Source organism: Avibacterium sp. 20-129 (assembly GCF_026226845.1).
Taxonomy (GTDB): domain Bacteria; phylum Pseudomonadota; class Gammaproteobacteria; order Enterobacterales; family Pasteurellaceae; genus Avibacterium.
This window is the reverse complement of sequence record NZ_JAKKOE010000001.1, coordinates 33,204-47,313: the sequence shown is the minus strand read 5'-3', so window position 1 is coordinate 47,313 and position 14,110 is coordinate 33,204. Positions and strand designations below refer to the sequence as shown.

General features: G+C 39.3%; 12 protein-coding genes. 6 read left to right on the top strand and 6 right to left on the bottom strand.

All coding sequences use genetic code 11. The features are described 5' to 3' along the window. Positions 1–261 precede the first annotated feature (261 nt). Positions 262–1,473 carry an aromatic amino acid transport family protein gene (locus tag L5B90_RS00180; RefSeq protein ID WP_265761816.1) on the top strand — a complete coding sequence of 404 codons (1,212 nt, stop codon included), beginning with the start codon at positions 262–264 and terminating at the stop codon, positions 1,471–1,473. A gap of 188 nt (positions 1,474–1,661) precedes the next feature. Continuing rightward, complete coding sequence (locus tag L5B90_RS00175; RefSeq protein ID WP_265761815.1) at positions 1,662–3,320, top strand: bifunctional metallophosphatase/5'-nucleotidase; 1,659 nt, start codon at positions 1,662–1,664, stop codon at positions 3,318–3,320. Positions 3,321–3,406: 86 nt separating this feature from the next. Here the strand turns inward: L5B90_RS00175 and aqpZ are convergent, their stop codons facing one another. Next, positions 3,407–4,096 (bottom strand): aquaporin Z, encoded by a 690-nt coding sequence (gene aqpZ / locus L5B90_RS00170; RefSeq protein ID WP_250350487.1) that lies wholly within the window; start codon positions 4,094–4,096, stop codon positions 3,407–3,409. 325 nt (positions 4,097–4,421) lie between these two features. Continuing rightward, positions 4,422–4,643, bottom strand: a complete 222-nt coding sequence (locus L5B90_RS00165; protein ID WP_250350488.1) for a hypothetical protein — start codon at positions 4,641–4,643, stop codon at positions 4,422–4,424. Between the two features lie 363 nt (positions 4,644–5,006). Between L5B90_RS00165 and L5B90_RS00160 the strand changes: the two genes are divergently transcribed. Continuing rightward, on the top strand, positions 5,007–7,241 hold the full coding sequence (locus L5B90_RS00160) for a nitric-oxide reductase large subunit (RefSeq protein WP_265762525.1): 2,235 nt from the start codon (positions 5,007–5,009) through the stop codon (positions 7,239–7,241). Positions 7,242–7,449: 208 nt separating this feature from the next. On the opposite strand, the gene L5B90_RS00155 is transcribed toward L5B90_RS00160, so the two are convergent. Then, a complete protein-coding gene (locus tag L5B90_RS00155; RefSeq protein ID WP_265761814.1) occupies positions 7,450–8,076 on the bottom strand; it encodes an NAD(P)-dependent oxidoreductase in 627 nt (208 codons plus the stop codon). Between the two features lie 150 nt (positions 8,077–8,226). Here L5B90_RS00155 and L5B90_RS00150 point away from each other — a divergent pair, with 150 nt between their 5' ends. Beyond that, positions 8,227–8,565: a winged helix-turn-helix transcriptional regulator gene (locus L5B90_RS00150; protein WP_265761813.1), complete on the top strand. Its 339-nt coding sequence runs from the start codon at positions 8,227–8,229 to the stop codon at positions 8,563–8,565. Positions 8,566–8,644: 79 nt separating this feature from the next. Here L5B90_RS00150 and thrS read toward each other — a convergent pair whose 3' ends face one another. Continuing rightward, positions 8,645–10,579 carry a threonine--tRNA ligase gene (thrS, locus tag L5B90_RS00145; protein ID WP_250350491.1) on the bottom strand — a complete coding sequence of 645 codons (1,935 nt, stop codon included), beginning with the start codon at positions 10,577–10,579 and terminating at the stop codon, positions 8,645–8,647. A gap of 228 nt (positions 10,580–10,807) precedes the next feature. Then, on the bottom strand, positions 10,808–11,458 hold the full coding sequence (gene grxB / locus L5B90_RS00140; protein WP_265761812.1) for a glutaredoxin 2: 651 nt from the start codon (positions 11,456–11,458) through the stop codon (positions 10,808–10,810). Positions 11,459–11,609: 151 nt separating this feature from the next. Between grxB and L5B90_RS00135 the strand changes: the two genes are divergently transcribed. Together L5B90_RS00135 and hxpB are read left to right on the top strand one after the other, a co-directional pair. Next, complete coding sequence (locus tag L5B90_RS00135; protein ID WP_265761811.1) at positions 11,610–12,479, top strand: fructosamine kinase family protein; 870 nt, start codon at positions 11,610–11,612, stop codon at positions 12,477–12,479. Then, a complete protein-coding gene (hxpB, locus tag L5B90_RS00130) occupies positions 12,476–13,123 on the top strand; it encodes a hexitol phosphatase HxpB (protein WP_265761810.1) in 648 nt (215 codons plus the stop codon). The genes L5B90_RS00135 and hxpB overlap by 4 nt, the downstream gene beginning before the upstream one ends. A gap of 37 nt (positions 13,124–13,160) precedes the next feature. Here hxpB and L5B90_RS00125 read toward each other — a convergent pair whose 3' ends face one another. Beyond that, on the bottom strand, positions 13,161–14,105 hold the full coding sequence (locus tag L5B90_RS00125) for an ABC transporter substrate-binding protein (RefSeq protein ID WP_250363169.1): 945 nt from the start codon (positions 14,103–14,105) through the stop codon (positions 13,161–13,163). Positions 14,106–14,110 lie beyond the last annotated feature (5 nt).

Genomic DNA, 14,110 nt, shown 5'->3' with positions numbered 1-14,110 from the left:
GAAGATCGGAAGTGATCTTCTACATTTTATAATGTAACAAAAGAGAATAACGCATTCAGTAAGCCCCCATTGTTAAATACAAAGAAAAAACAATTTGACACGGAAAGATATTTTTCTCCCTCTTCTTTCTTCTCAATACATTACATTAGCAATCCTCCACATTGTAAAGAAATAAAAACACTATGTAAAAATATAATTACATTTCAATAAAAATACGATAAAATCTACCGCACTTTTACTAAACTTAATCAGGAAAATATTATGAAAAATAAGACATTTGGCAGTGCCTTACTTGTCGCAGGAACGACAATAGGTGCAGGAATGCTAGCAATGCCTCTCACCTCGGCGGAGATGGGCTTTAGTTATACCCTTGCATTATTATTCGCACTTTGGATTTTACTTTCTTACAGCGCATTATTATTTGTTGAAGTGTATCAAAAAGCGGAACGCAAAGATGCAGGGATCGCCACATTGGCTGAACAATATTTCGGTATCACTGGGCGTGTACTTGCTACCCTTTCCCTTGTTATTTTTATGTATGCTATTCTTTCCGCTTATGTTACAGGCGGTGGTTCATTACTTGCTGGGCTAATGCCATTTTTAGGGGATAACGCCACTTCTGTATCCATCGTTTTATTTACGCTGGTATTAGGTGTCTTTATCGTGATTAGTACAGGCGCAGTTGATGCGCTAACACGCTTACTCTTCTTAATTAAACTTGCGGCATTTTTACTTGTATTAGGTATGATGTTACCGCTAGTTACAACGGATAACTTGCTTGCAATGCCATTAAAAGATTTCTTAATCATTTCTGCAAGCCCTGTATTTTTCACCTCATTTGGTTTCCACGTGATTATTCCAAGCATAAACAAATACTTAGATGGTGATATTCGCCGTTTACGTATTGCCATTATTGGAGGGACAGCAATCCCATTAGTGGCTTATATTTTGTGGCAAATGGCAACGCACGGCGTTTTTCCTCAATCTGAATTTGTGCAAATTGTAAATAATGATCCCACACTAAATGGTTTAATCAATGCCACCTTCCAAGCGACGGGGAGTTCATTAATTAGCGGTGCGGTAAGAACATTCTCAACCCTTGCATTAGTTACCTCTTTCCTTGGCGTGGCATTATCACTGTTTGACTGCTTAGACGATTTATTAAAACGTGTAAGCATTAAAGCAAATCGCATCCAACTCGGTTTACTGACTTTTATTCCACCACTTGCTTTTGCTTTATTCTATCCAGATGGCTTTATTGCCGCCTTAGGTTATGCAGGGCAAATGTTTACTTTCTATGGTTTAGTGTTACCCGTTGGAATGGCTTGGCAAGCACGGAAACGCTATCCTGATATGCCATACCGTGTACTAGGTGGAAATATAAGCTTATTTATTGCCTTGTTATTAGGATTATTAATTATGAATGTACCATTCTTAATCCAAGCGGGTTATTTACCGAAAGTGATTGGTTAATTTAACCGAAAATTTTATCTAAGCCGATCATAAGATCGGCTTTTCCTTAAAAGTAGCGACTGACTTTCACACGAGCAATCCCTTCCAAACTTTGCGCTTACCAACTAATAAAATATTTAACCTATTGATAATCTTCTATGTTTTTGCCAAAATTTAGTCAGCTTTGATTCATAGTACTAGGAGACACGATGAAAAAACTTCTCACCACTATTCTTACTCTTTCTTCTATAAGTATTGCTGTTGCGAAAGAGGTAAATATCAAAATTTTAGGTACTTCAGACGTACATGGTAGAGTTGTACCTTGGAGTTATGGCGCAGATATTGCCGACTATTCAGGTTCTTATGCTCAAATTTCCACTTATGTAAATGAAGTCCGCAAAAAAAATCCTAATGTTATTCTGGTAGATATTGGTGATGCGATTCAAGATAATCAAGTAGAAGTATTCGCAAAAACACCTGAATATTATAAAAATCATCCTATTCCTAAAATACTTAATCAAATGAAATATGATATTTTCATTCTAGGCAATCACGAATTCAATTTTGGTATGACCGCATTAGATGAAATCCTAAAAGATATAAGGGCGCAAAAGCTAACGGCAAATTTTTACTATAAAAATGGTCGCCGTTATCTTACACCAACGACGATAATTGAAAAAGATGGGGTAAAAATAGGTGTAATTGGATTGACTACGCCAATGTCTGCCACTTTTGAGCTAGACACAGGCTATCTCGATCAAATGATTTTTACTTCCCCAATTGAAGAAACCAAAAAACAAATTACCCAATTAAAACAGAAAGGGGTTGATGCGATTGTGGTTTTAGCTCATATGGGCATTGACAATGAAAATAACATTCCAGATACGGGGGTTGCTGATCTTGTCAATGCAGTAGATGACATTGATGTGATTATTGCAGGACATATGCATAAAAATATTCCTCGCGTAACTATTAAGGATACATTGATTACAGAACCTCATCGTTATGGCACTGTTGTTTCAGAAGTAGATCTTACCTTTGACATTAAGAACGCTCACGTAAAACTGATAAATAAAACAGCAAAAACAGTGCCAGTAAAAGATTTCCAAGCTGATGAAAATATTATTAAAATTTATCAACCTTACCACGATGAATTACGCCGTTTAAATAATGTGATTATTGGTCAAACAGAAAATACCATGGTACCTCAAGGTGAAAATTATGGCGTCTCTTTTGCTTTTTCTCAAGATACGGGGTTATCTTCTTTTATCCACGATGTAGAACAATATTATAGCCAAGCGGATGTTGTTTCCTTTGCTTTTGATCATCAGAAAGTTCGCCTAGAAAAAGGAGATATTAAGAAAAAAGACATTATTTACAATTATCGCTACGCTGGTGGTGATGTTAGCGTTTATGAGATGACAGGAAAACAACTCAAACAATATATGGAATGGTCTGCGGATTATTTTGATACCCTTGAACCGGGTGATAAAATCTATCGCTATAATACCAAACGAGCTAAATCTAAATACGTTACTTTTGATTTATTTGGTGGCGTAAATTATCAAATTGATTTACGTAACCAGCAAGGTCATAAAATTGTAAACCTTCGTTTGGCTGATGGTCGTCCAGTAACTGATGAAATGAAACTTAAAGTAGGAATGAATTCTTATCGTTTTGGACAATTAATCAAAAAAGGCGGAATTTTTGAAGGACAACAAATTCCATTATTATGGGAATCTAAAGTGGCATTAGGACAGGAAAATGGCACAATTCAAAATATGATGATGAATTATATCCGCGAAGTGAAACAAGGAAAAATTGAAGGAAAAAGCCACAATCGTTGGAAAATTATTGGATTAGACTAAAATACAAAATATAAAGTGCGGTTAAAATTTTCCAACTTTTGAGTAAAAATAAAAGGCGGCTAATTCTAGCCGCCTAAGTTTATGAGTTACTCTTGTTCTAATAATGTACGATAAATTACACCACCAATAATTCCACCTACGATAGGCGCAAGCCAGAATACCCATAGTTGCTCAATAGCCCAAGTGCCTTGGAATAACGCTACTGCAGTAGAACGCGCAGGATTTACCGATGTATTGGACACAGGAATACAAACTAAGTGGATAATTGTGAGGGTTAAGCCAATTGCAATAGGTGCAAACCCCGCTGAAGCACGTTTATCTGTTGCGCCGTGAATCACAATTAAGAAAAATGCGGTTAAAACGATTTCCGCAAGAATAACTGCCGTTAAAGAATAACCACCGGGTGAATGTTCTCCAAAACCATTTGAAGCAAAGCCACTTGCTGTGACATCAAACCCAGCTTTACCTGAAGCTATCCCATAAAGTACCGCACCAGCACAAAGCCCGCCGATAACTTGAGCAATAATATAGCCAAATGCCTCTTTAGCGTGGAAACGTCCACCCGCCACTAAGCCTAATGTAACAGCTGGATTAAAATGTCCACCTGAAATATGCCCCACCGCAAATGCCATTGTTAAAACGGTGAGACCAAATGCCAATGCAACACCTGCAAAACCAATCCCAAGTTCAGGAAATGCCGCCGCCAACACAGCTGAGCCACAGCCTCCTAACACAAGCCAAAATGTTCCGAAAAATTCAGCAAACAGTTTTTTCATTTTTTGAGTCCTATAAGTTAAATTAAATAATAAAATAAGTAGGCATATCGCCTAACATTGGATTAGTCATAAAGAAAAATAAAAGGTTGCGTAAACTTATGTAAAAAAGGGCTTTACAATAAATTAAAATTTATTGACATATAATATTTTTTAAAGGGTAAAAACGAAGAGGTTAAACGTTATATAAATACAGGAAACGCAAGCCGACAATCTTCTAGGAGGCTTCCACCATAAACCAAATTAGTGGAGAGTAAATTCACGCTTCATTAGATTCTATAACAAAACTAAAAAAACCTGCTTACTTGCATAAACAGGTTTTTTATTCTTAGCTCACCACATAAGGGATATTGGTGATGCCTGATTCTGCTAAAGCCGCAATAACATCTTGTGCCTCAACATTCTCACCGAAAACAGCAACAACTTCTGCTACATCTTCGCCTTTTTGTTTCGTTTCTTCTGCCGATACCGCACCGATATTTAATAGTTCAGAAACTAAATCGTGAGCGAAAATGCGGGTTGTTGTAAATGTAATCGTTAATGTACTCATAAACTTTTCCTTCTATAAATCAATATCAAAATAATGGTGTACTAGCCTAAAGATTGCTGTAACGCAGAAAATTTTAGCACTATTCTGAAAAAATGCGATGCAAAATCTTTCTTATCTCAATAAATGTCAAACTTGCCATAATGGAAGCCTGCTGTCAAAAAGTGGCTAATAAATTTTGATCTAAGACAAGAAAATCGCATTTAGATCACGCACACATAAAATAGTTGATAAAATTAGTCGGGTATTAATACGATATTTAAGGTTGAGTGTTATTTTTTGTAAAGAAATAACCATTTATCCTTAGCACACAATAGCAATGCGATTGCTATGGTTTATTCTATTTTTATGTATGGAGAATTGATTATGGGGCAATATAAAAAGCTCTGGTACACGTTGATCGTTGTGCTTATCGGGGCATTTTCTATTCTGGGTTATTTTGGGGTAGATATTTATCGGGAAGCACCGCCTATTCCTGAAAAATACATCAATGAAAATGGTGAGACCCTGATTACCAAAAATGATATTTTGCAAGGTCAAACCGCTTGGCAAACGACTGGGGGAATGCAACTTGGCTCAATCTGGGGACACGGTGCATATCAAGCGCCTGATTGGACGGCTGACTGGTTACACCGTGAATTGACCAACTGGTTAGATATTACAGCACAAAAAGAATTTGGTAAAAATTTTGATCAATTAAATGACGATCAAAAAGCCATTTTACAAGCGCGTCTTACTCGTGAATATCGAGGCAGCAAAGTCGAAAATGGTGTTGTACAATTATCTGATACACGTCAGCAAGCCATTGAAAAAACAGCACAATATTATATTTCGCTATATGGTGATGATCCGCAGTTCAAACTCACTCGCGATCATTTTGCGATGAAAGATAACACCTTGCCCGCATTAGCAGATCGTCAAGATTTAACAAAATTTTTCTTCTGGACAGCTTGGACTGCCTCGGCGAATCGTCCAAATACAGAGGCAACTTATACCAATAACTGGCCACACGAACCACTCATTAATAATGTGCCAACCGCAGAAAATATTATGTGGTCTATTGCCAGTATTGTCTTCCTAATTTTAGGCATTGGTATGATGGTTTGGGTGTGGGCATTTAAGAAAAAAGAAGATGAGAAAGATCCTATTCCTGATGCCGTTGATCCGCTAACTAAAATTCAACTCACCCCTTCACAAAAAGCGCTTGGTAAATATTTATTTACGGTTGTGGCGTTATTTATTGCACAGGTTACGTTTGGGACTATCGTCGCACACTATACGGTTGAAGGTCAGGATTTTTATGGTATTCCATTATCAGATTACCTTCCTTATTCCCTCATTCGTACTTGGCACGTACAAAGTGCGTTGTTCTGGATTGCTATGGCATTTTTAGCGGGCGGATTATTCCTAGCCCCAATTATCAATGGCGGTAAAGATCCAAAATATCAAAAATTAGGCGTAGATATCCTCTTTTGGGCATTAGTGGTGTTGGTTGTTGGCTCCTTTACCGGAAGTTATTTAGCCATTGCACATCAAATTCCAAAAGAATTAAGCTTTATGTTCGGTCATCAAGGGTATGAATTTATTGACCTAGGACGTTTCTGGCAAGCGGTAAAATATGCCGGTATTTTGTTCTGGTTAGTGCTAATGCTACGTGGCACAATCAATGCGTTTAAACAGCCGGGAGATAAAAATTTACTCGCGTTGTTCTTTGCTTCTGTCATTGCAATCGGTTTATTCTATGGGCCAGCCCTCTTTTACGGAGAACATACTCACTTATCTGTAATGGAATATTGGCGTTGGTGGGTTGTGCATCTTTGGGTGGAAGGCTTCTTTGAAGTATTCTCAGTTGCCGCACTATCCTTTATTTTTGTCAGTTTAGGGCTTGTTTCACGCCGCACAGCAACCGTTTCCACAATTGCTTCTGCCTCGATTTTCCTTATTGGTGGTATCCCCGGCACTTTCCATCATCTTTACTTTGCTGGAGCAACCACCCCTATTATTGCGGTAGGCGCTTCATTCTCTGCATTAGAAGTTGTTCCCTTAGTTTTGCTCGGTTATGAGGCTTGGGAACATTGGTCTATGCAACAAAAAGCTCCTTGGATGGAACGTTTAAAATGGCCAATCTATTGCTTCGTGGCTGTTGCATTCTGGAATATGTTAGGAGCGGGTGTGTTTGGCTTCTTAATCAATCCACCTATCTCGCTTTACTATGTTCAAGGGTTAAACACCACAGCAGTACACGCACACGCCGCGTTATTTGGCGTTTATGGTTTCCTTGCCTTAGGATTTGTATTCTTAATCGTACGTTACTTACGCCCAACCCACCAATTTGATGATAAATTGATGAAATTTGGTTTCTGGAGTTTAAATCTGGGTTTAGTTGTAATGATTATCTCAAGCCTACTACCAATTGGTGTTATTCAAGCTCACGCTAATATGGTACACGGGTTATGGTATGCGCGTGGCGAAGCCTTTATGCAACAAGAACTTTTTGTTACCTTACGCTGGGTACGTATGGTAGGCGATGTTATCTTCGGCTTAGGGGCATTAGCTTTCTTCTGGCAAATGGTGAAAATGGTGTTTGCAAAACAAAAATAAGTCGCTAACCTCTTGCAATTCCTCTGCTCATAAAGAGGAATGATGAGACTTCATCAAAAACCAAGTGCGGTCAAAAATTTTCATTTTTTTGACCGCACTTTCATTATATGCCATCGTCTGATGCTAAAAGGCTATCTCCTGCACTGCTTTTTATAACGGCGCTGTTATCTTATTCTAAACTCAAATGACAAGATGATTGACTTATAAATTATGAAAAAACAGAAATACGCTGACGGATATGCTCACCTTTTACTGCTTCATCAATCATCGCAATGGCATAATCAGCATAGCTCACATAGCTTTCACCTTGTTCATTTAGCGTAAAAATTTCACCCGCTAAACGATAATGACCCGTTTTCTTGCCTTCAGGATCGAAAACCGCCGCTGGGCTAATGTATGTCCATTTCACATCATCACGTTTACGCAATTCCATTAACGCTTTTGCCATTGCTTGGGCTAACGATTTATATTCAACGGGGAAATCTGGCGTATCCACAAGTTGCACCGTTAAGCTATCATCAATATAAAGGCTACCTGCGCCACCCACAACGAGCAAGCGAACATTTGTTCCTGCCAAAATATCACATAAATGGGCTAAAGAGCTGCTATGCTGTGGCAATGTTTCAGGTGTCCACGCGGCAAAGGCATCAATAACCACATCAAATCCTGCAAGATCTGCGTTGGTTAAATCAAACAAATCTTTTTTCAGTATATTTTGTGCGCTGCTGTGATTTTCATTGCGAACCACCGCAGTTACATCAAAACCGCGTGCTACCGCTTCTGCGACAATCAAACGCCCTGCTTTACCATTTGCGCCAATTACTGCTAGTTTCATTTTTCTTTCTCCTTGTTTAATGATAACTAAAAATAGTTCTGTTACGTTTTTGTTGAGCGTGATAATATCTCTTTAGCAAATAAAAAGAAAGTAAGCACCCAAAAGTGCGGTAGTTACTTAAAGGAAACTCATATTGAAAAATAAGGAAAAATGTTGAAAGAAACAGATAAAAAATTACCCGATTGTGAAGTTGAAATCACATTAATGATGATGAGTGAACGTTGGCGTGTATTGATTATTCGCGAATTATTATCTGGCACAAAGCGTTTTGGTGAATTGAAAAAAACCTTAAACGGCATCTCACAAAAAGTGCTAACGGCTAATTTAAGGGCAATGGAAAGCCAAGGGTTATTAACGCGAAAAGTCTATGCGGAAGTGCCACCACGGGTGGAATATACTCTTACAGAAGACGGAATAAGCCTAAAAAGCGTGCTTGATGCAATGGCTATGTGGGGAGAGAGTTATCGGCAAAAATATAAAAATAGATAAAATCTCAAAAAAAAACCACCGCACTAAGTAAAATGCTTAAAGGTGCGGTGATTTTTGCTGTAATGTTTAGTGCGGTTTTCTACTCTTGCTCACCAAGCAATTTCAATTCTCGGTTTTTCACTTGATGTTTCAGCATTTCAGTAAATTCTGCGATGGTGAATGTACCTAAATCAGCCCCTTTACGAGTACGCACGGCGATTTTGCCTTCGGCAATTTCTTTATCGCCACAAACTAACATATAAGGTACGCGTTTTAAGGTATGTTCACGGATTTTAAAGCCAATTTTCTCGTTGCGTAAATCTGCTTTAGCACGCAAACCTGCATCAGAAAGGGCTTTCACCACCTCTTTTACATAATCCGCTTGGCTATCGGTAATATTCATCACCACAGCCTGAGTTGGAGCAAGCCAAGGTGGGAAGAAACCCGCGTAATCTTCGGTGATAATGCCGATAAAACGCTCTAATGAACCTAAAATCGCACGGTGAATCATTACTGGAGTTCGGCGATCATTGTCTTCCGCAACATAAGACGCATTTAAACGACCCGGTAAAGCAAAATCAAGCTGGATTGTGCCACATTGCCATTCACGATCAAGGCTATCACGCAGAGCAAATTCAATTTTAGGCCCGTAAAATGCGCCCTCACCTTCTTGAATTTCGTATTCTAAGCCATTGTGTTTTAAGGCATTTGCTAGACCTTGCTCTGCTTGATCCCACATTTCATCAGAACCAATGCGTTTCTCTGGACGCGTAGAAAGTTTCACTTGAATATTATTGAAACCAAACGTACTGTAAATATCATAAACCATACGGATACAACTGGTTACTTCGCTTTCAATTTGATCTTCCGTACAGAAAATATGTGCATCATCTTGGGTAAAACCACGCACACGCATTAATCCGTGCAATGAACCTGACGGTTCGTTACGATGACAAGAACCAAATTCTGCCATACGAATTGGCAGATCACGGTAAGATTTTAAGCCTTGATTGAAGATTTGCACGTGTCCGGGACAGTTCATTGGTTTAATGGCATATTCACGGTTTTCTGATGAGGTGGTGAACATTAAATCACCATAGTTTTGCCAATGCCCTGTTTTTTCCCATAAAACACGATCCATCATAAATGGCCCTTTCACTTCTTGATAATCGTACTCTTTTAATTTAGTACGCACGAAAGTTTCAAGCTCACGGAAAATCGTCCAACCGTCATTGTGCCAGAACACCATACCCGGTGCTTCTTCTTGCATATGATAAAGATCAAGCGCTTTACCAATTTTACGATGATCGCGTTTTGCTGCTTCTTCTAAACGTTGCAAATAGGCGGCAAGTTGTTTTTTATCCGCCCACGCTGTGCCGTAAATACGCTGTAACATCTTGTTTTTGCTATCACCACGCCAATATGCACCAGCCACTTTTTGTAATTTGAAATGATGACAGAAACGCATATTTGGTACGTGTGGGCCACGACACATATCAATATATTCTTCGTGGTGATACAGCGCTGGGGTGGCTGTTTTTTCGATATTTTCATCTAAAATCGCCATTTTATATGGCTCACCACGTTGTTCAAAAGTATCTCTTGCTTCTTGCCAAGTTACGCGTTTTTTCACCACATCATAATTGGTTTTTGCTAGTTCAAGCATTCTTTTTTCAATGGCGTCAAGATCTTCTTGCGTTAAAGAGCGGTCTAAATCCACATCATAATAAAAACCGTTTTCAATGGTTGGCCCGATAGCCATTTTTACATCAGGGAAAAGCTGTTTAATCGCGTGTCCTAATAAATGCGCGCAAGAGTGGCGAATAATTTCTAGTCCGTCTTCATCTTTGGCGGTAATAATTTCTAGCTTGGCATCTTGATCAATCAGATCACACGCATCACGGCGTTCACCGTTCACACGCCCTGCGATAGTCGCTTTGGCTAGACCTGCACCAATATCTTGTGCAACGTCAAGCACTGTAACGGGTTTATCAAATTGGCGTTGTGAGCCATCGGGTAAAGTAATAATTGGCATATTAAATCCTTATACAGTGGTTACCCATACGAGAGGTAACTTGTTGATTAAATTAAAAATAAACTAAAAAAGCACCGCACTTTGTTATACCTACAATGTATTTTCCGCACTGTGCTTTCTCTATTATCGAATCGCTTTTGGTAGGGCTTTCGATTTAAGCGAGTGATCATACGCTATTTTGCATTGAAAACCAACTTTCTCGCCGATTTTCCTCGGCGTTTTACAACGCTAAACGGCTTTATCGAAATATAATTCAACTTGCGATAAGCTCGCCATCGTTTCCACATAGGCTTTCACTTTTTGCGGGAAAACAAGCCCTTTCACACAAGTGAGGTTGCGTAACATTGGGAAAAGCAAAATATCTTCCATCGAAAGCTGATTATTTACCCCATTTTCTGACAAAATCAATGGTTCAAGAGCGGTAAAATCTTGTTGCAGTTTTTCAATATATTGCGCAGAATTCGCAAGATTTTCAGCAAAATCACCAATACTTTCTGTTTTCTTTTTCACGAAATAATCCACCGCACTTTGGGTAGCAAATTCAGGCAAGCCTAACTGCACAAAACGTGGCAATAACAGATGATTATAATAACTACCGACTGCTTTCATCCACGCTTGCAGATCGCTACGCACCTCATCATCTGGTAACAAGCGATTGCCATAGTTTTGATCCACATAATGCACAATATCTAAACTTTCTGGCATTGCTGTGCCATCTTCTTTAATCAAGATTGGCGCCATTTTCTTTCCAATCAAGGAAACTGGCGTTGCTTCATCATCACTTAATAGCATTAGCTCTACCACGGGCAAATTCTTTAAGCCAAAAATCATTCTGGCACGCACGCAGAATGGACAATGATCATAAACGTATAACTTCATTTTTGCTCCTTAATAAATTATTTATGTAAATCTGGGCTACCTTACCGCAAATTTTTTGATCCGCAAATAAAAAACTTGATGTTCATCACAGATTATTTTGCCAATTTTCTTTACGATCAAGCAGTGGTACAAGTTGAATATAGGGGGACTTATGTGGAAATCAATTTCTCAAGTTTTAGCCGAACATCTTGGTGCGTATTATTTTATCAAGCAAAAACGTAAAGTGCATACGGGCGAAATGCACGAAGCTTGGATTATTGATGATGGAATCCAGCCTGTTTTTGTCAAAATCAATACAAAATCCTACCGCTCTATGTTTCGCGCCGAAGCGGATCAATTGGCGTTGCTAGCCAAAACGGGCTGTATTCAAGTACCGCAAGTTTACGGTGTAGGCTGTTCGTCAAACCACAGTTTTTTACTGTTAGAAGCCCTTCCTTTCACCTCCCCTACTGAACAAAGTATGGCGCAATTCGCGCCCCAATTAGCTCAACTTCATCAATGGGGAAACGTTGAGCATTACGGATTTGATTTCGATACTTGGCTTGGACCTGTGTATCAACCAAATGGGTGGTCAGATAATTGGGCAACCTTTTTTAGCGAACAGCGTATTGGCTGGCAATTACAGATCTGTAAAGAAAAAGGTTTAGACTTTGCGGATATTGATAAGTTGGTTGCCCTTGTTGCCAAACGTTTAGCCAAACATCAACCAAAGCCTGCGCTATTACACGGTAATCTTTGGATTGAAAATTGTGCAACAGTAACTGGCAAGCCTTTTACTTACGATCCAGCCTGCTACTGGGGCGATCACGAATGCGATCTCGCATTTAGCGAATTGTTTCAACCATTCCCAGAAAAATTCTACCAAAATTATCACCGCACTTTACCTATTGATGAGGGCTATGCACAACGTAAACCGCTTTATCAGCTTTATTATTTATTAAATTTTAGCCATCGTTTTTCAGCCCACTATGTGGCACTCACGAATACCGTTATTGACAAATTATTCAAGGAGAATCTATGAAATTTCAAGCAGTTATCTTCGATATGGATGGTGTATTAATTGATTCAGAACCCTTTTGGAAACAAGCTGGCATAGACGTATTTGATCAAATTGGCATTGCTGTCAGCCAACAAGAAATGCAAGCGCTAACAGGAATGCCTGCGGCGGGCATTATCAAAACTGTTTATCAACGCTATCAAAAAATGCCTGTTCCTGTTGAAGAAATGGTAAAGCGAATGAATGACTGCGCCATTTCAATGATTTTGGAAAATAAACCGTTAATGCCAAATGTGCCAGAAACCCTTGAAAAACTCACCGCACTTGGTTGTAAACTGGCGGTTGCCTCTGCTTCACCCCGTTATTTATTAGAACAAATCACTGAACGCTGTGGGATTGCGCGCTATTTCCAATATCTTTCCTCAGCCACAGAATTGGATTATAACAAACCCCATCCACAGGTGTATTTACACGCTGCACATCAATTAGAGATCAACCCTCAAGCCTGTTTAGGCATTGAAGATTCCGTGCTAGGAATGACGGCGGTGAAAGCTGCCTCAATGCACTGTGCCGTTATCCCAGCCAGAATGGAACGCAATGATCCTCGTTGGTCATTAGCCGATTATAAACTCGAACAACTAACCCAAATCCCTGAACTTTTTGCATAAAAAACGGGCGGAAAATTACCGCCCTTTCTATTCGATGTTATTCAACTTGAATAGCATAATCAGACAATTTAGGCACCTGCTTAATCAACCCTTGTTGCTGCATAAATTTTGCCATTTTTTCGTAACGTGCATTATCTAATGCGCTCGGGCGTAAGCTCAAGCGTGGTAAAGTATCACGCCAAGCCAAACGATTAAGTTCATTGTCTAAATCTTGTGGTTTATAACTGACAAATGACTGCCAACTTTGTTGTGGGTGATTTAAGATATAAACACTTGCTTGTTCAAGTGCGGTCAAAAATGCACGGATTTTTTGCCTAGAAAGCTGATTTCTATTGGCGACTAAAATCAATTCATCGTACATGGGTACGCCTTGTTCTTCTGGATAAAACGCCTTACCGGGTTTCTTTTCTATATCCATCTGATTTAGCTCAAAATTGCGAAATGCGCCAATAACGGCATCCACTTGTCCACTGAATAACGCAGGGGAAAGCGACCAGTTCACGTTCACCAATTCCACATCATTTAAAGAAAGACTTGCAGATTTCAGCATTTCACCAAGCAAGGCATCTTCAAAACCACTGACTGAATAGCCGATCTTTTTCCCTTTTAAATCGGCAATTTGTTCAATACCACTGTCTTTTAATACTACAAGGCTATTCAAGGGGGTTGAAATTAATGTGCCGACACGCACCAGTGGCAAGCCTTCCGCCACTTGCATTTGCAACTGAGGTTGGTAATCCACGGCCAAATCCGCCTGCCCTGCTGCCACTAATTTAGGGGGCATTGAAGGGTCGGCTGGCTCCACAATCTCAACCTGCAAGCCATTTTCTGCAAAAAAGCCTTTTTGTTGCGCCACAATAATGGCGGCGTGATCAGGGTTCACAAACCAATCTAATAATAAGGTTAATTTTTCTTTGGCTTGCACGCTAACGCTCACCCCTAAAGTTAAAATTAAACTGCATAAATACCATTGTTTTTTCATTTTTT

Excerpts from the sequence above, each read along its gene's own strand:
- L5B90_RS00180 (WP_265761816.1), top strand. The coding sequence starts at position 262 with ATGAAAAATAAGACATTTGGCAGTGCCTTACTTGTCGCAGGAACGACA.
- L5B90_RS00175 (WP_265761815.1), top strand. The coding sequence starts at position 1,662 with ATGAAAAAACTTCTCACCACTATTCTTACTCTTTCTTCTATAAGTATT.
- aqpZ (WP_250350487.1), bottom strand. The coding sequence starts at position 4,096 with ATGAAAAAACTGTTTGCTGAATTTTTCGGAACATTTTGGCTTGTGTTA.
- L5B90_RS00165 (WP_250350488.1), bottom strand. The coding sequence starts at position 4,643 with ATGAGTACATTAACGATTACATTTACAACAACCCGCATTTTCGCTCAC.
- L5B90_RS00160 (WP_265762525.1), top strand. The coding sequence starts at position 5,007 with ATGGGGCAATATAAAAAGCTCTGGTACACGTTGATCGTTGTGCTTATC.
- L5B90_RS00155 (WP_265761814.1), bottom strand. The coding sequence starts at position 8,076 with ATGAAACTAGCAGTAATTGGCGCAAATGGTAAAGCAGGGCGTTTGATT.
- L5B90_RS00150 (WP_265761813.1), top strand. The coding sequence starts at position 8,227 with ATGTTGAAAGAAACAGATAAAAAATTACCCGATTGTGAAGTTGAAATC.
- thrS (WP_250350491.1), bottom strand. The coding sequence starts at position 10,579 with ATGCCAATTATTACTTTACCCGATGGCTCACAACGCCAATTTGATAAA.
- grxB (WP_265761812.1), bottom strand. The coding sequence starts at position 11,458 with ATGAAGTTATACGTTTATGATCATTGTCCATTCTGCGTGCGTGCCAGA.
- L5B90_RS00135 (WP_265761811.1), top strand. The coding sequence starts at position 11,610 with ATGTGGAAATCAATTTCTCAAGTTTTAGCCGAACATCTTGGTGCGTAT.
- hxpB (WP_265761810.1), top strand. The coding sequence starts at position 12,476 with ATGAAATTTCAAGCAGTTATCTTCGATATGGATGGTGTATTAATTGAT.
- L5B90_RS00125 (WP_250363169.1), bottom strand. The coding sequence starts at position 14,105 with ATGAAAAAACAATGGTATTTATGCAGTTTAATTTTAACTTTAGGGGTG.